This is a genomic window from Siphonobacter sp., from assembly GCF_048595215.1.
In the GTDB taxonomy this organism is placed as follows: Bacteria; Bacteroidota; Bacteroidia; order Cytophagales; family Spirosomataceae; genus Siphonobacter.
Genome location: NZ_JBMDWJ010000214.1, coordinates 1 through 17,257 on the forward strand (window position 1 = coordinate 1; position 17,257 = coordinate 17,257).

At 50.6% G+C, this 17,257-nt stretch carries 12 protein-coding genes and 2 tRNA genes; 5 read left to right on the plus strand and 9 right to left on the minus strand.

From position 1 onward, the window contains the following. Window positions 1-2,142: efflux RND transporter permease subunit (locus tag ACOJTG_RS13085; protein WP_420154229.1), on the plus strand; the 2,142-nt coding region annotated here is incomplete at its 5' end. Next, window positions 2,139-3,272, plus strand: coding sequence for an efflux RND transporter periplasmic adaptor subunit (locus tag ACOJTG_RS13090; protein WP_420154230.1), 1,134 nt, complete (start codon window positions 2,139-2,141; stop codon window positions 3,270-3,272). The genes ACOJTG_RS13085 and ACOJTG_RS13090, both read left to right, overlap by 4 nt. A 193-nt stretch (window positions 3,273-3,465) precedes the next feature. Here ACOJTG_RS13090 and ACOJTG_RS13095 read toward each other — a convergent pair whose 3' ends face one another. After that, complete coding sequence (locus ACOJTG_RS13095) at window positions 3,466-5,058, minus strand: hypothetical protein (RefSeq protein WP_420154231.1); 1,593 nt, start codon at window positions 5,056-5,058, stop codon at window positions 3,466-3,468. A gap of 906 nt (window positions 5,059-5,964) precedes the next feature. On the opposite strand from ACOJTG_RS13095, the gene ACOJTG_RS13100 reads away from it, so the two are divergent. Both ACOJTG_RS13100 and ACOJTG_RS13105 read left to right on the plus strand, forming a co-directional pair. Beyond that, window positions 5,965-6,663 (plus strand): Ig-like domain-containing protein, encoded by a 699-nt coding sequence (locus tag ACOJTG_RS13100; RefSeq protein ID WP_420154232.1) that lies wholly within the window; start codon window positions 5,965-5,967, stop codon window positions 6,661-6,663. A gap of 149 nt (window positions 6,664-6,812) precedes the next feature. Next, a complete protein-coding gene (locus ACOJTG_RS13105; protein ID WP_420154233.1) occupies window positions 6,813-7,568 on the plus strand; it encodes an Ig-like domain-containing protein in 756 nt (251 codons plus the stop codon). Between the two features lie 124 nt (window positions 7,569-7,692). Here ACOJTG_RS13105 and ACOJTG_RS13110 read toward each other — a convergent pair whose 3' ends face one another. The 6 genes from ACOJTG_RS13110 to ACOJTG_RS13135 form a co-directional block, all read right to left on the minus strand. Continuing rightward, window positions 7,693-9,759 carry a glycoside hydrolase domain-containing protein gene (locus ACOJTG_RS13110; RefSeq protein ID WP_420154234.1) on the minus strand — a complete coding sequence of 689 codons (2,067 nt, stop codon included), beginning with the start codon at window positions 9,757-9,759 and terminating at the stop codon, window positions 7,693-7,695. A 241-nt stretch (window positions 9,760-10,000) separates the two neighbouring features. Continuing rightward, window positions 10,001-10,074: transfer RNA gene (locus tag ACOJTG_RS13115), tRNA-Arg, on the minus strand. Between the two features lie 59 nt (window positions 10,075-10,133). Then, window positions 10,134-10,207 (minus strand) — tRNA-Arg (locus ACOJTG_RS13120). Window positions 10,208-10,311: 104 nt separating this feature from the next. Continuing rightward, complete coding sequence (locus ACOJTG_RS13125) at window positions 10,312-11,454, minus strand: NlpC/P60 family protein (RefSeq protein WP_420154235.1); 1,143 nt, start codon at window positions 11,452-11,454, stop codon at window positions 10,312-10,314. Between the two features lie 51 nt (window positions 11,455-11,505). Continuing rightward, on the minus strand, window positions 11,506-12,597 hold the full coding sequence (locus ACOJTG_RS13130) for an aminotransferase class I/II-fold pyridoxal phosphate-dependent enzyme (RefSeq protein ID WP_420154236.1): 1,092 nt from the start codon (window positions 12,595-12,597) through the stop codon (window positions 11,506-11,508). Between the two features lie 44 nt (window positions 12,598-12,641). Beyond that, window positions 12,642-13,661, minus strand: coding sequence for a dipeptide epimerase (locus ACOJTG_RS13135; RefSeq protein WP_420154237.1), 1,020 nt, complete (start codon window positions 13,659-13,661; stop codon window positions 12,642-12,644). A 278-nt stretch (window positions 13,662-13,939) separates the two neighbouring features. Between ACOJTG_RS13135 and ACOJTG_RS13140 the strand changes: the two genes are divergently transcribed. Beyond that, on the plus strand, window positions 13,940-14,911 hold the full coding sequence (locus ACOJTG_RS13140) for an endonuclease/exonuclease/phosphatase family protein (protein WP_420154238.1): 972 nt from the start codon (window positions 13,940-13,942) through the stop codon (window positions 14,909-14,911). A 75-nt stretch (window positions 14,912-14,986) separates the two neighbouring features. Here the strand turns inward: ACOJTG_RS13140 and ACOJTG_RS13145 are convergent, their stop codons facing one another. Together ACOJTG_RS13145 and ACOJTG_RS13150 are read right to left on the minus strand one after the other, a co-directional pair. Beyond that, window positions 14,987-15,691, minus strand: a complete 705-nt coding sequence (locus ACOJTG_RS13145) for a hypothetical protein (RefSeq protein ID WP_420154239.1) — start codon at window positions 15,689-15,691, stop codon at window positions 14,987-14,989. Between the two features lie 237 nt (window positions 15,692-15,928). Further along, window positions 15,929-17,116: an AGE family epimerase/isomerase gene (locus ACOJTG_RS13150; RefSeq protein ID WP_420154240.1), complete on the minus strand. Its 1,188-nt coding sequence runs from the start codon at window positions 17,114-17,116 to the stop codon at window positions 15,929-15,931. Window positions 17,117-17,257 lie beyond the last annotated feature (141 nt).

The window sequence follows — 17,257 nt, forward strand, 5'->3', positions numbered from 1 at the left end:
ATTATTGTGGTATTAACCATTCCCATCTCGGTCATGATTGCCGTAATGATGCTGAACCTCTTCGGACAGTCGATCAACACCATGACGCTTTCCGGGCTGGCTCTGGCTGTAGGGATTCTGGTCGATCAGGCGACGGTATCCATTGAAAATATTCACCAGCACCTGGAAATGGGAAAACCCAAGGCCCAGGCCATCTGGGAAGCCTGTAAGGAAATTGTATTTCCCGAGTTTCTGATTCTGTTGGCCATTCTGGCGGTATTCGCCCCGGCCTTTGTGATGACGGGCGTACCGAAGTCCATGTTTTTGCCGCTCTCGCTTTCGGTGGGTTTTGCGATGATCGCGTCGTTTTTGCTCTCGCAGACCCTCGTACCAGTGCTTTCCAATTGGTTGCTCAAATCCCATCCCTCGCACAAAGCCCCCACGCTGGCTCTGGACGAACGGGAGCGACTCGGTATCCTGGAGGAAGATACGCACGAACCCAAAACGGGTTTTGAACGCTTCAAACACCGATATACGCAGTTTTTACAAAAGCTCATTGCCCGCCGCAAGCTGGTCGTAACCGCCTATCTGCTGGGCAGTATCGGACTGATTGTATTGTGCTTTCAATGGCTTGGGACGGACATTCTGCCGCACGCCAATAGTCACCAGTTTCAAATGCGGATTCGAGTACCGGACGGCACGCGGGTCGAACGGACGGAAACCGCAACGCTGAAAATCCTGGATATAATTAAGGAGGCCGTGGGCCCCGAAAACGTGGAAATTTCCTCAGCCTACGTCGGTACGGTGCCTTCGAGTTACGGGACGTCCAACATTTTCGTCTTCAATAGCGGTCCGCACGAAGCCGTGATGCAGGTATCCTTGAAGGAGGAGTACCACGTGAAAATGGACAACCTGAAGGAAGAACTCCGTCGCCGGATCGGTCAGGCTCTGCCGAGTACCCGCATTTCCTTCGAACCCATTGAATTGACGGACAAGATGATGAGCCAGGGGTCAGCGACGCCGATTGAAGTAAGCGTGGCGGCAAAAGACCTAAAAGAAGCCGGACGATTTGCCCAGCGGATCAAGGCCAACATGGAGAAGATCGACTTCCTGCGGGATGTGCAGATTGCCCAGCCGCTGGATTATCCCGTACTGCGGGTAACGATGGACCGGGAGCGGGCCGGACAACTGGGCGTAACCTCCACGCAAGTCGCCCGATCGATGGTGGCGGCGACGTCTTCCAGCCGGTTCACGGATAAAAACCTCTGGCTCGATGATGCGAAAGGATTGGCCTATCAGGTGCAGGTACAGATTCCCGAGTATTTGATGACTTCCTCGAACGAGATTGGAAACATTCCGCTCAAGTCCGGGGAAATGCACCCGGTACTCTCGGATGTAGCCCGCTTTACGGAAGAAACTGCTCCGGGTGAATACGACCGGGCCGGACCGAACCGTCTGGTGACCATCAACGCCAACTTACAAAAGATTGACTTGGGAACGGCCCAGAAAGCCGTACAGCAGGCTATCAAAGACGCGGGCAATCCGCCCCGGGGCGTGATTGTTGAGCTGAAAGGACAAACCCAACTGCTGACGGATACGCTCAGTGGTCTGCAAACGGGTTTGATTGTAGCCATCGTCATTATTTTCCTGCTGCTGAGTGCGAACTATCAATCGCTGAAATTATCACTGGTGATCCTGTCGGCCGTACCCGCCGTAGTAGCCGGAGCTTTGCTGATGCTACTGGCTTGCGGGGCTACGCTGAACCTGCAATCCTACATGGGCCTCATCATGTCGGTAGGGGTGTCGGTGGCGAATGCCATTCTGATGGTCACGAATGCCGAAAACCTGCGGCTTTCCATTCGAAATGCCAACCGGGCGGTAGTACTGGCGGCGGGCAGCCGGATCCGTCCCATTCTGATGACCAGTATTGCGATGGTGGCGGGGATGTTGCCCATGGCTTCAGGGCTGGGTGAAGGCGGTGACCAGATTGCACCGCTGGGGCAAGCCGTTATCGGAGGTCTGGTGGCTTCAACCCTGGCCGCCCTGCTGATTCTGCCCTGTGTGTTCACGCAGGTACAGGCGAAAGCCTCCTTCCAGTCGGTATCCCTGGATCCCGAAGATCCCGAAAGCAAATCTTTCCAACTTCAAGAAGAAACGGTATGAAACCCTCATTTAATTGGCTCCTGATTCCGGCTCTGGCTAGTCTGTACGCTTGCAGTTCCGCCGGAAGTGAAACAAAAAAAGCGGAAGCAAAACCCGCTGCTCTGCCCCGGCTCGAATCCACGCAGGTACGGGAAATGCAACCCAGTAAAGAAGTAACCCTACCGGGCGAATTACTACCCTGGAACCGGGTGAATCTATACGCCAAAGTAAAAGGCTTCGTCCGGCAGGTCGGTGTAGATCGGGGTACCTGGGTTCGTAAAGGGCAGGTACTCGTGCAACTCGAAGCCCCAGAAGTACTGGCGGAGGTCAATCAGGCCCAGGCTCAGGTACAGGCTCAACAGGCCAATCTTATCCAGCAACAATCGAAATACCGGGCCAGTAAGCTCACTTATCGCCGATTGCTGGAAACCAACCGCATGGAAGGAGCGGTTTCTTTGCAGGAAATCGATCAGGCTCAGTCCCGAATGGAGGCCGACAGTGCGTTGGTACTATCCGCTCAGGAAAGCGTACAGGCATCAAAAGCCAACCTGCGGAGTAAGCAGGATTTGAAACAGTACCTGACGCTGACAGCTCCCTTCGACGGCGTAATTATCGAACGGAATATCAGTCCCGGAGCCCTGGTCGGAGCAGGAGAAGCCGGAAAGCCTCTCTTGGTACTGGAAGACAGTCGCACGCTTCGTCTCACGGTAGCCATTCCCGAAGCCTATGCCAATCAGCTGGGCAAGAAGAGTACGGTCGATTTTACGGTGAACGCCATTCCTGAACGCGTATTCAAAGGTAGTCTGGCCCGTAGTGCCGAAAGTCTACAGGCCGCCCAGCGTTCGATGATGGCTGAATTTGATATTCCAAATACGAAAGGCGAACTGAAAGCAGGCATGTACGCTCAGGTGCGACTGCCCGTCGAACGTTCGCAGCCTACGCTATTTGTACCCCGAACGGCGGTCGTGACTTCTTCGGAAAAAGTATTTGTGATTCGAATGAACGGCGATAAAGCCCAGTGGGTAACCATAGATACCGGAAACACGCTCGATAGTCTGGTGGAAGTATTCGGAAACGTAAAAGCCGGAGACGTACTGGTACGAAAAGCCTCCGAAGAAATTCGGGACGGGCAGACGGTGCGGGTGAATTAGTAGTGGATAGGTGTTGGTTAATAGTGGTTCGTTTTTGGTTAAAAGCGGTTTGGAATTAATGATTATTAACCGAAGCGTATACACTAAAAGACCCCCGAAGCGATCAGCTTCGGGGGTCTTTTCGTATTCAAATCTGAACTAACTCAAACGTTAAACAACTCAAACTTAATTATACTTGAAACAGCTCAAACCACTACTTACAGAATGTGTCCGATTCGATGTCTATTTTATATAGGGTTTGCTGAAGCGTGGTATCCTTTTGCGTAAAGGGCCAGCCAATAGCTGGGTTCGGCGTGGCACGGAATCGGTACCGCTTACCGATTTCAAGTCGATTGGAAGCCACGGTCCGAACGGTACGGTATATGGTGATCAGATCTACCCAGTTGTCCGTACCGACAAGCTGGTACTGAACTCGCAATTCAGCGGGTAATTTGGCTTCATCTACCTGACGTCCCTGTGGGCAGACGACATCCAGTTGCACGGATACTTTAGAAGGAGGTCTTTCGAAGCTAATCGGGGCATTGATCGTCCGCGTATCACACAAATCTACCGGTTCGGAAACATAAATAGGCGTCGTCTGATCTCCACCGTAGTAATTGTTAGCCCGGAATACTTGTAGCTTGACCCTCCGCTGGATCATACCCGAAAACGCTCGTTGAGCTCCGTTGTTCAAATTCACGTAAGTCTCATAAACGGTCTGATTAGTACTCGCATCGACCAGTTTGGCATAATACAGAATATCTACACCCGATAAATTGGTTTGGAATCGGAAGGTTGGTCCCACTTCACAAATATCCTGCGTCTCGGCCAACGCATAGTGCGTCAGTTGAGAGAGCTGCGTTTTAACGAATAACTGATTGTTCTGAGCATTCCGTTGTAGACGTAGGGGAGCTTGCTGAACCCAGGCATTCCGGGTAACATCAAACATCCAGAAAGGAATAGAATCGCCTTCTTTAGGTAACTGCCCGTTGAGTAATCGCTTATTGGGCTGAATCGCCACGCTTACTTCCGTTGGGGCGGACGTGCGTCGCAGTAATTGCCCCTCCCGGGTAAACCCTTCCAGTTGAAAGAATACGAGCCCTTCAAATATAAATGCTGGAAGTTTCTGACCGTTTTGACCAACGCCGTTAAAGGATCGGATGGAATTATTGGGCAGATACGTTGGAGCTGCCTGGGGCGTATAGTAATAGAGGGTAGTTTTGGTTTCACCCCGGGCGTATTGACCGTCGATCGTGCTCAACGTAGTATTCTGCGGCAAAACCCACTGAGCATTGGCTCCATTAATAGCGGCAGTCTGAATCGTATGAGCAGCCGTAGTATGATCCTGCTGGGAGGCGGCAATACCCGTTGGCGGCTGACTCGCACTAATCAACGGGACCGTGGTCGTTACATTATCGGGGGTACTCAACTGCCACTGCGAAAGTCTGCTCAAATAACCAGTAGCTTCTGCCCATACCGTGACAGTGACCGGATCCTGGCTGGAGGGTAAGTCTTGAGGATTAACCGCTAAGCCCAGAAAACCTTCCGAACTGGGTTTAATAAGTTCTCCACCCGTCAGGTTTTTGATGCGTCTGGCATCTTCGCCAACCACGGCTACCTGTAAATTGGGTGGTGTTTTAATTCGGGATCCGGCATTCGCATCCGTGTATTGGATGTGAAGCGTTGCCTGGGTGAGGGGATCTTTGAATTGAAATTCAATTCCTTCGAAAGGATTTTCGCAGCCGAAACTAATGCCAATTAGGGTAAGGCAAAGCAGCGTACTGAAACGATAGAAGACCTTTTTCATAACGTCTGGCGGAACGTGATTCAAATGGATATAAATGTAAATCAGCCTCTAAAAAAACATTCTATAGCGTTAAAACCTACGAATCGGGTAAGTAGAGCCACAAAATGGCAAAAAAAACCCTCGAACATCCGCCAATGCTCGAGGGCACAAGTGTCTCAAGTATTCGTCAATACTTATTTGATCTTGTTTGTAAAATATTTTACAAAAAGACCGGGCCAATTATAAAATGTTAAGTATAGGGGGTAAGTGGGGTTTGTGAATGAGACTATTATTCTACAAATATCCCAATAAAGGGAAATAGATTCCCACTGAACAACAAGGAAGCATGATAAAATTCTGCAATAAATGTTTTTACTAGATGTTTTTTCGTGATCTATCGGACCTATACTAGTAAAAAATTTTGTTGTTTTTATTCACCTAGGCTATTCGCTGAGAGCTAGCCATAGTTTGGTTGCTATTGTCTGGTACGTAAAGTAGTGGTTGAACATTACTGATTATACAATTCTATGCCATTATTGAAAAGCCTGTTCCTGCTGACATGCGTAGCAGTATGGTTTGCTTAGACTGTTTTTGCCAAAAAATCAACCGTCTGCTTCCGTTCAGTAGTAAAACCACTGGTTTATGATGTGTGTAGGATATCCTCTATTTCTGAACCCTTCTTACTCTATACATAAACTGAAAGGCGTATTACCGTACCTAAGTCGAAGACCGGCCTTCCATCTTCAACTACTTGGTTACCCATGGTTCTGGAAACAATGGTTCTGTAAACATAAGTTTTACAGGAACTAAAAAATTCCTCCATTGCTCCTCTAAACAACTGCCTGCGGTAGGCGACTCCTTGCCGAATTGCTTGGGATATAAAAAGGAATTGCCAACTTTGAGAAATTTATCGATACGATCCGCCGAATGAAACACTTCTTCCTTGGAATCACTTGCCTGTATGTACTGAGTTCATGCGGCAAGGATCAGGACAATACACCGCCAATCACCCTTGATCAAGACCAGCTTGAGCTACATTACGATCAAACGCATCAGTTTAAATTGAAGCAGGGGACGGGCGAGTTAAAAGCCAGTCAGTATAAGTGGACCTCAAGTAACGAGTATGTAGGAACTGTATACGATGGCGATTTTAAAGCCGAGCAGATCGGTGAAACGATCATTATAGCTAGCTCGAAGGATGGAAAAAAGCAATGGACCAGTAAAGTGACCGTCGTACCTTACAGTACACTTTATCGCGAACCCATAACGGATTTTAGCCTGACCCCAGAACAGGTTAAGAGTAAGGAAACCCGCGAATTACGCGAGCAATCCGCCACCGTATCGACTTACAAAGGCGAAAACAGTAAGACCTGGGCGATCCGGTACAACTTCACAGGGGGCAAACTCAGTTCGGCCACTGTACTACTGATGGATTCGCAGGACATCGCCAATGAAGGCAGTCGCTTCCTCGATGAGCGGTATAAGTACGTAGGAGAGTCCAACGGAGCCAGTGTGTTTACCGACGAAAAAACAGTGATCATCCGCTATCAGTACACCAATGATTACGACCTGATGGTGCAGTACAGTCCTTACGTCAAGGGTGGTCGTTTGCCAGGCGTTCTTTAAAAACAAAGTACTTCGTTTGAAAAAGAGAAGGCTTCACACAGGCCTTCTTTTTTTATGGGTAAAAAACAAGGTTGTAGGCAAAAACTTATTATTTGGATTCTCGCTACCTATTTCCGTACTTACCTCATATCCAGCAAAAATCTGCTTTCATGAAACACCTTTTCTTAATCGTAAGCCTGCTTTGGGTTTTTACGTCCTGCTCTAAAAAAGACGAGGCTCCGGCTGTTGTAATCAACCAGCCGCAGTTGCAAGTACATTTCGATGAAGAACATCAGTTCGCCCTCACGCAGGGAAACAATACCCTTGATGCCAGTCAGTATAAGTGGACCTCCAGCAACGAAACCGTAGGTACGGTAGATGCCACGGGTAAATTTTCCGGCAACCGCATCGGCGAAACGACCATTACAGGAACGTCAGCCGATGGTAAAAACCGGGTAGAAAGCAAAGTAACGGTGATTCCCTACGTTAATGCTTTTGCCAAAGAGCCCGTAATGGATTTTGGAAACAGCAAGGCTACGGTGAAAAGTAAAGAAACCCGGGAGTTAGTAGGAGAGGAAACCCAGGTTCTAGCTTACAAAGGTGAAAATGAAAAAGTAGTCTTAGTGGGTTACTATTTCGAAAATGCTGCCTTGGTACAGTCAAATCTGTATTTCGCCAACACGAATAAACAGGATGACATTGTCAATTATTACGCCGAACGTTATGAGTTTTTGGGAAGAACCCAGGACGACATTCTGGTATTTGCTTTCTCAAATCAGGTCATTGTTGGTCTCTATATTGATGAGGAGCTGAAGCTGGTTACGGCTGCATTCCTGAAACAAACGCAGTCCGGCGGCCGTATGCCCGCTACTTCATTCAAAGGGGTATCCGCTACGAAACTGAAAACCAGCGTTTCGTTCAAGTAGTTGAGAATGTCCTGAAATCCATAAAAAAACTGCTTCGAATCTCGAAGCAGTTTTTTTATGGATTTCAGGACGGACCCAGGTAACGGAATTTTGCCTGTACGGGTCAGACAATCCGTGCCGCACCTTAAGGCTTAGCATCCGAAATCCAGATATTCTCCGTTCCGTACGTGGTCGGTTTGTCGCTGGCTTCGATCACCAGTTTACCCCCTCCGGTTAGTTCCTCGTGCGTGAGCCAGAGTCGCTTTAAATCTTTGCCGTTCAGGGTTACCCGCTGAATGTATCGCCGATGATTGGAAAAATTAGGCACGCTGATTTCCAGGTTTTTCGATGGAAGCCGAATGGTGATTTTTCTGAATAAAGGAACGTTCAGGTAATAGATGGGTTCGCCCACCAGCGGCTGCTGAATGCCCAATGCCGTCAGTACAAACCAGCCCGACATGGCTCCGGCGTCGTCATCCATCGTGCGTACCAGAGCTTTGGGTTCGTTCTTGTAAATGCGGTCAATGTGGGCTCCAATCCCGCGACTGTTATCATTAAAGTAATACTGCACGACCGTATCGACGGCCAGTTGCTGCACGAGCTGCTGATACTTCCAGGGTTTGTCACTGGCGTAGTACAGCGTCGGCGACTGCAAATCGGGTTCGTTGGCCCGGTTGAAATAATGGTTGTCAAAAAAGTCGTCGAGTTGCTCGGTGAAGGCCTTCCGGCCGCCCGCCAGTTGTACCAGACCCGTGACATCAAACGGGACCGACCAGCGGTACTGCCGGATGGTGCCCTGGTACATACTGCGAGCCGACATGCGGTCTACATCGGACTTGCTCAGGTCTTTGAATTCCTTTTCCCATAAGGGACGATACGCCTGGGATTTACGCAGGAAATGCTCGGACAGGGGTTTTTCGTGCAAACCCTCGAAGAGTTTTCCCATCGTCCACAGATCATAGGACGCTTCCAGAAATTTATCCGGCTTGCTAAAGTCAAAACGGGCCGTATCCGCCAGCAGGGCCTGCCGGATAGCGGGTACATCCAGCGTATACCCTTTCCGGACGGCATCCAACAGGACCACCGCCGCGTGCTCGGTACGCACGGAATTGGCGGGTTCGGTAGGCCCCGCAAAATCATGCTTGCCGTAGCGATACAGATTAGCAATGGAATGAGTAATATCCTGGTAGATGCGAGGATACAGCAGAGCCAGCAGGGGCAGCTGCGTTTTGTAGTTATCCCAGATGGCCCAGCCGTGGTACCGGGGGCTGGTAGCTTCGTGAATTTTTCCGTCCGTACCCCGAAAACGGCCATCGGTTTCCGAAATCCGGAAGGGTGACTGCATGGTTCGGTACAACAGCGAGTAAAAAAGCGAAGTGCGGTCTTTAGGGCCTTCTACCTGAACAGTACCCAGCAGGTCGTTCCAGGCGGCAGTGGATTGCTGGAGCAGGGACGCGTACGTCTGCGTAGCTCCCTGTTGAAGGCGTTGCTCGGCAGCGTCCGGATCGACCGCCGAAAAGGCGATGCGTACCGGAACCTGACGCGTCTTGGGCGACAGATGGGCGACGAGGATGTGGTTGGATTCCTCCGTCCAGGTAGCGGTAGTACCCAGGTCCAGGGCGTAATAGATGGTATACGTGCCCACGTGACAGGTCGTTTTGGCCTGAATCCATCCCGACACCCGTGATCCGTTCAGAGTATGCTGTTCGCCGACGAAGGCCCGGTTAAAGGTATGCCCCAGATCGAGCCGAAAGCCTTTAGCTCCTTCGGGGAAGGTGTATTCGGACAAGCCCTCATTCTGTAGAACGGTCGCTTTCATACGTATGCCGTTCGTAAATGAGATGGCATACTGACCGGGTTGGGCGGTATCGGAAACCTTACGGAGCGGCTTGCCGTCGTCCTGCTTACCCAAAAAGGGTTTCAGCAAAAGTAGTCCACCGCTGCCCTGACAACCCACGCCTTCAAAGCGATTGTGCGTAAAACCGAGTACATCCTTCGCCAGATATTCGTAGCCCGTGTGCGTAGCGGGTACCGTAAGCGGCAGAATACTTAACTGACTAAAGGGAGAGGTCGCCGCCGGGGATAGCTGCCCATGATCGCCGGAAGACCCCAGAAACACATTCACCTGATTACGTTGGGCAAAAGCCCCCAGGTGCCACACGGAGCACCACACCAACAGGAAACACTTCAGGCCAAGCCTGTAATACTTCATTCGAAAAGGAAAAAGAGACATACGTACGCGAAATAATGCTGATCAATGGTATAAGATCCTGGTCAAGCAGAAGCGTATTGATTAGGTAAGGGAGGAAAGACCAAATCGGCCCATTTCCCATTTAAAGGAATTTGAAGGGGCAAAAAACGGGGTTGGGGGGCAGTTTACAAAACTTTTGGTGTGACGAAAGTATGAAGATTGAAAAACAAAAAAGCCCACTTCAGCTGAAGCAGGCTTTAAGTGGTCGCGTAGGGATTCGAACCCCAAACCTTCTGATCCGTAGTCAGATGCTCTATCCAATTGAGCTACGCAACCGATACTCGATTACTGTTTTGGAATGTCGGACGGGTGGTGTAACCATTTTCCAACGGTAGTGGTCGCGTAGGGATTCGAACCCCAAACCTTCTGATCCGTAGTCAGATGCTCTATCCAATTGAGCTACGCAACCGTCCTTTGATCGTTTGATACTGGGTATCTTTCCGATCGGGAATGCAAAAGTAGTGACTTCAAGAGGCTTTGTCAAGCTTTCCCCGCAGCCTTTTTTTAAATAATTTACTTTTTGCTGAGTTTCAGGGCGTTGGTATAATGGTCAATAATGCGTTTGCTCCGCAGGTACCGACCCACGTTGAACGCATCATAATTCGCCGCGGTCGGTTCCACGCTACTGACCATGACGTAGTTTGAAGCGTGAATGAACTGGTTTTCGCCCAGCCACATCGCCACGTGTACCACCTTCTCCGTGCCGTCCTCGTTGTGTTTCCCAAAGAACAGCAAATCACCGGGCCGTAACTTCGCCCAGTCTTTCTCCGCATCAACCAGCAGACCGGAATGTACCTGCTGGGAAGCGTCCCGGGGGAGTTGAACACCGTTAAGGAAGTATACCATCTTTGTAAATCCACTGCAATCGACTCCTTTAAACGAAGTACCGCCCCAGAGGTAGGGTAGTCCCATCAGTTTTTTGGACGTATTCACCAGCGACGCTTCCGAAATCCGCACCGAAGCCAACCAGTCGGTGTAAAAACGGGCGTCGATCTTTTTGATATACGCTTTCCGGCCATCGGGGTACGCTACTTCGTAAAACGAACCCTTCTCGCCTTTGTACGCCAGCAAATCGCCAGCCACAATATCGGATACCGTCTGACTGCCCGTATTCGGCTCACTGTACGTAAATCCGTAGGGCGTCAGGTACAAAAGCTTGCGGGTCTTCTCCCAGGCTTCGGCCTCGGCTTTCGTAACCAGTTGGATGGAGCCATGATCAACCCAGGAAATGTACTGGTCGGGCGTCTGGACGCGGTACCAGCCATTTTCCTGTTCGTAGACGTTCAATGGCGTACCCAGCAGGGCCTGCGTCGCCAGTTCGGCCGCGTGTTTGGGAGCGGAACGAATGTTACACACCGAAACGCGAACGATGGCCTGCGTTTTCTCACCCAGTTCGGCGGAGGGCAGTACCTGAATATCGTCCTCTACCGAAGTGCCCGCGGCTTTCAGTTCAGCGAGCAGGGCCTGATGGGCTTCCGGACTGCTAGTCTTACCCCTTACGTGCCCGTCTTCGGTTGCTTCTACTTGAAAAATGACGGTTCGTTTATCGGGGGCATACTGCTGCTGGACTTTGGTAATAATCTCGTTCATCGGGGTATGCTGAGCCATCGCGGACCATGCGGTCAGGCAAAGACCCAGGGTTAGGATTTTCTTCATCAGTTCAAAAAAGATAAGAAGGACGGCATCGCCTACGCAAGGCCAACGATGTTAAGCTTCCGTCTGTTCACTCGCTACACTGGCCCTGACTTCGTACGCTCGACAGGCCGCTGCCATACGGCTAATATCCGAAGGCTCGTGCAGGGGCGTAATGACCAGCCGCGTAATGGCGGGATCATTGGGGCCGGGGTAGGGGAAGCAGGCCGTTAGAATCCCCGCTTCGCGTAGATACTCGTGCAGGCCGGGTTGCGTCGTAGTAAAGGCCGGATACGCCGGAAGCCAGTGAAAAAGCTGTATCGACGGTCCCAGTTCTTCAACAAACTGATCCACCCGCTGGCTAAGCAACTGATGGGCTTCTTGGTACAGCTCCAGAGACTGCGTGAACGCCCAGAGGTTGGCTGGATTTGCCGGACTGGCTCCACTAAACATCGGGAAGTGGCGGATTGCCTCCATCACCTCGACGGATCCAACCAGTACGCCCGCCGGTACGCTCAGGGCTTTATTCAGGGAAGCGACGTATAACAGTCGTACGTTCGTGGGTGCGGACAATTGCGAATAAATCCCCCGGCCCTGAGAAAACACCCCTAGACCGTGCGAATCGTCGACCACGACCGTAATCCGGGCATCGGTGGGCAAGTGATTCATCCAGTCGAAGGGAACCAGCCGGGTATGCGGCGAACCCACGGAATCAGTCACGATCACTACTTCCGGTGCCTGCGACTGCCGAATGCGTTCGGGCAGCTCAGCAAACCAGGTTTCGTACGATTCCGTGGCGGGAAGGAAATCATCCGCCCAAAGAGCCGGGTGAACGTTGGGTGCGTATAAAACCAGCACGCCCGGCTGCGAAAAGGTTAACCATTTCATGAGCACCTGTCCCGCCATCATGCCCGACGAAACGGTCAGGGCTGCCGGAGCACCCATCCATTGAGCGAGTACGCGTTCGGCTTCTTCGTAAATCGCCAGGCGAAGCGTATTATTCCGGGAGCTGCCCCAGTTGATGCCCACCCGACGGATGCCCTCCAGTACTCGCTCAATGAAGACCGGATTTCGGCTCATGCCCAGGTACGAAGTGCCGCTGCACCAGAGGTATTCCCGCTGGTCGAGTACGACGGTTCGCCCCGGAAGTTCGTCCGTATAAAACATAAACGTTACATTTAAATCCTACGAATGCTTGCTCTGAAACCGTGTTAGCGATTCAATAAGCGGGCTCCCGTACCATTTTCTTCGGCGTAAATCACCTTGCCGTATTCAATCGATACACCCGTGGACAAATCGTCGTCAACGAGCAGAATGCCGTCCATATCCACGTAATCGAGCAAAGGCAACAACTGGGCAATGGCCGAGCAGCCAATGTTCGATTCGGTCATGCAACCCACCATCACCTTCAGGCCCAGTTGGCGGGCGTGGGCAATCATGCGGCGGGCGGGCGTCAGGCCTCCACACTTCATCAGTTTGATGTTGATGCCGTGAAAAAAGCCGTAACAACGGGCTACGTCGGCTTCTACAATACAGCTTTCGTCGGCAATCAGTGGCAGGGCTGATTCTTCAAATACCCGTTTCATGCCTTCCCAGTTGGTGGCTTTCATGGGCTGTTCGATGAATTCAACACCCAGTTCTTTCAACGCCTGCGAGTTTTGAAGCGTCTCTTCCACATCCCAGGCCGTATTGGCATCTACCCGAAATACCGCATCCGTGTGCTTGCGTAGTTCCTGAATGATGGCAATATCTTCCTTAGTACCCAGCTTGACTTTGTAGAGCGGGAAGGGCATTTCCTTCATCTTCTCCACCATCTTTTCCAGGGTATCCATACCGATGGTATAGTCGGTGATGGGATTATGGGAAGGGTCCAGTCCCCAGACCTCGTACAGTTTTTTGCCCGCTTTTTTCGCGTACAAATCGTTGTAGGCCACATCCAGTGCACACAAGGCGAAGGGATGGTCGTTACGCAAATGCGGCTCGATGAAGTCGAAAAATTCTTCGGGCGTACCACCCGCGTAGTTTTCGATGAGCGTACGTACGCCTTCCAACTGAGCCTTCATGCCCTCGATGTAAACGCCGTAATAGGTGGTTTCAGTAGCCTCGCCGTAGCCGGAAAACTCGCCGTCCTGAAGTTCAACAATGAGCGTAGGTTGCTCGTTTCGGGATTCGTGGGTAATCGTGAACGTGTGGCGGAGCCGCAACGTATGAGCGTGAAGAAGCAGTTTCAATGGAATAGAAGGATAAAAGACGAATAGAAATAAGCAGTAGTTAGACCCCGGACTCAAGCTTTCGTTTAAGACCTGAATGGCATTTACTAGGGAACAAAATTGTGCAATTTTATTGAAAGGGGAGGTATTATTTGGTATTTACTTGATTTGTACGATGCTTTCTTTGGAAGATACAAAAGGCATTGAAGTTGAACTTCTGAGAATCAGAATCATTCCCGTATTTTTGTGAAAATCAAACGTCTTATTCCTTCCCTCCGCCATAATTAATCATTGAACTCGTGAAAACTATCGAAAGTCCGATTCCCATTCAAAACCGAAAAGCTGAAAAACAATTTCATTTCTGGCAGTCTGTTGTCGCCTTTTGCACGTACGCTTTGTTGCTGGTATGCCTACTGGGGCGTCTGGGGAGCTACTTCTTTTTCTTCGAGTTGTTCAGCCACTTTTCTGCCCAGTGTCTGGCCATTGCCGGATTCCTGTTCGTCTACTGGATTCTTTTTCGGAACCGACTGTACGCGGTGGCCTTATTTAGTGTCCTGCTGAATGCCTGGCTGGTACTGCCCTGGGTGACGAGTAAGACCCCGGCGGCGGAGCCGGCCGATTTGCGAATCATGCATACCAATGTGCTCTTTACGAATCAGGAGTACGACGCCATCCTGGAAAGCATTCGCCACGAAAACGCCGACATTGTACTTATTGCCGAGGCTACGCCACCCTTATTCCAACAATTTCGGCAGCAACTGCATCGTGAGTATCCGTATGGCTATCTGGTGTATTCGAAAACGCATTGTTACGTGGCCATCGGCAGCCGAACCCCCCTGCGTGTCAACCACGCCGCGGTGACTGCCAATCGGATGTTGCACGTGCATACCACCGTGAAGGGCCGTGAAATAGCCCTGATTTCAGTACATCCGAAGACGCCCCTGAATCCAACCTGGTTTGAAAGCCGGAACGAACGACTGCAATACGCATTTGATCAGGCGGCGAAGGAATCCGTCCCGACAATTCTGGCGGGCGATTTTAACGTCAGTGTGTTCTCGCCCGTGTACCGTTCGCTGGTGGCGTCTTCGGGGATGCAGGCTTCCCGTAAGGGGTTTGGCATCAGCCCAACGTACCGCAATGGCTACGGCCCCCTGATGATTCCCATCGACCACGTGCTGACCAACAAAGGCTTCCGAACGGTAGGTTTCCGTACCTTGGATATGAAGGAGTCCGATCACAAAGCCATCGTAGCGGATCTTAAATTTCAGTAAGCCCGGTAAAAGGAAAAACCCCAATACAGGGGCTTTTTCCGTAATAGAGCAGATAGGAAGCGTTGAAAACCAATATTATTGAGCCGGTGTAAAGCGGACCTGAATGATACTGTAGTATAGCGTCGTCAGGCCTTCGTAACCCGAATCCGTACCGACGACGAGAAATAACTCACCTTTGGCGTTGGATGTAGCCTGAAATGATTTTGTGTTACTCCGCTGGATAAGCTTGTAAACGGGATCGGTTGACTTGGTAGCAATATCTCCCAGAATAATCATGTCTTTTCCTTCGTTGGCCTGATTCCCTTTATCCAGGTTGAAGACATACTGGGTTCCTTCGAGCTTCGTAACGGGCTCCGTACCCGTTGCTCCGGCTTTCAGATAGACCGAATAAGCGGGGGAACCACCTACGCCCACACTGCCTTCGGCGGCATTGGAAGCCAGTTCAACGAAAAATTCCACGTTGTACTTCGTATTGGGAGCAAAGTTGGAAACGCGTTGGTAAATGTACATGAACATATCGTCGCTACGGTTGTAGGCCGAAAGCATAAATCCCGATTTCGTTGGATCCAGGGGAGCCGGTAGTTTCCGGGCACCCGACCGCATTTGAATGGAACTGGTGTCGGTTTCCGTGGAGTATTCGGCAAAACCGGCCTTCCATTCCTGACCGACGCCCTTCGTAAAGTCCGTCGACATTAATAAAAAAGGAGTTGAACTCTCTTTGCTGCAACTCATGATTCCGGCGGCCAGGAACCACACGCATAGCCATTTCGTCAGTTTCATGGAATAGTCGTTAGTTAAAATAAATACGTAATCTCGCACTGATGCAGTGGCAGACGGGAAGGTCTGAAAAAGCTTTCTACGTTTGATGACCCGGTTTAATAAGGCTGGGTTGGAAGGGACCTGAAAATACTGGGTGGAGAAAAGAAGGATAAACTTATTATCGAAAGATAACGACTTGTAATTCAGTAGGATTTGACCAGGAATGAAGTTTTTGATTTTTTTTAAAAACTTCATTCGTTACTTGGGCTGGAGCCGATGCATAATTTCGTAACAGGCCCTACTGTTGTGATAAGGACACTTCCAGGCGTTGATTTTATCGGCTTTCAAGGAAGGATGATGAGCGGCATCGGTTTTCTCGTACCATTCGCCGTTTTTCGTATCGAGCAAGTACGTTTTGATGAACTCCCAGCTTTTGCGGGCTTTTTCGAGAAAATGTTGCTTCCCCGACAACTGATAAGCGTTGTAATAACCAACCAGTTGCTCGCTCAGTACCCACCAGCTCCGTTCTTCGTTTTTGTGCCCGGTCTGGGGGTTGTACTCGTAGGTGAGGGCTCCGTCGGAATTGAGGCCTTCCAGCGTTGCCGTCGCCATTTTTAAACTCAGCTCTTTCGTCTTCGCCAGTAAGGCTTTGTCGTTCAGTACTTCAGCGGTTTCGTAGAGAAGCCAGGAAGCTTCAATGTCATGCCCGTAGGATACTTCCGAAGAGCGTACCTGCCAGTCTTCCGTAAAGAACAATCGCATGTGGTACGTCGTAGGGTCGATGATGTGCTGCATGAAATCATGTTCCAGCATCGAACGAACGTGTTTCTGTACACTTGCATCGGGCCAGATTCGGTACAGATTGGTAAAAGGCTCGATCAGGTGCAAATGCGTATTCATGGACTTGCGGAGTTCACCTTTACTTAAAATGTACTCGTCCGTATTGGACCAATCCTGATGGAACGCTTCAATGAAGCCACTATTTTTAGAATCGTAGGCCCGCTCAACCAGCGTACGGAACAAGTGCTGAGCGGCCGTTAAGGCCTCGGCCTGCTTCGTAGCCCGGTAGTACTCACTCAGGCCATACAGAGCAAACCCCTGGCCGTACAACTGCTTGGTAGTGACACGCGGCGTACCGTCGGCCTGGACCGACCAGTAGAACCCGCCGTGTTTCGGGTCCAGGAAGTACTGCTGGATATAGGCGAAAGCCCGATCAGCCAGGGTACGGTAGGCCGGATTTTTGGTAACCCGGTACGCATTCGAAAAGGACCAGAGAATCCGGGCGTTGAGTACAATGCTTTTATCCGCCGCCGGATCGGGTCGATTCTGAGCATCTACGCGACCATAAAACCCGCCCCGGGGATCGATGTCGTGCGTTTCCCAATACTGAAAGATTCGCCGAAACTCTTGTTGAACTTCCTGAAGCATAGCGGGTAGCGTGAGCATAGGTGTAGCGATTTTGAAGCAGTACTTTCTTGCTCGGGTCAAGCAGACCAATAGCGGGACGGTTCAGGTATGGGCGGGAACAATTTGCCTTTTATGTTTCTGACGTATAGTGTTAATTGTTCAGAAAAACGCTGTGCCTAC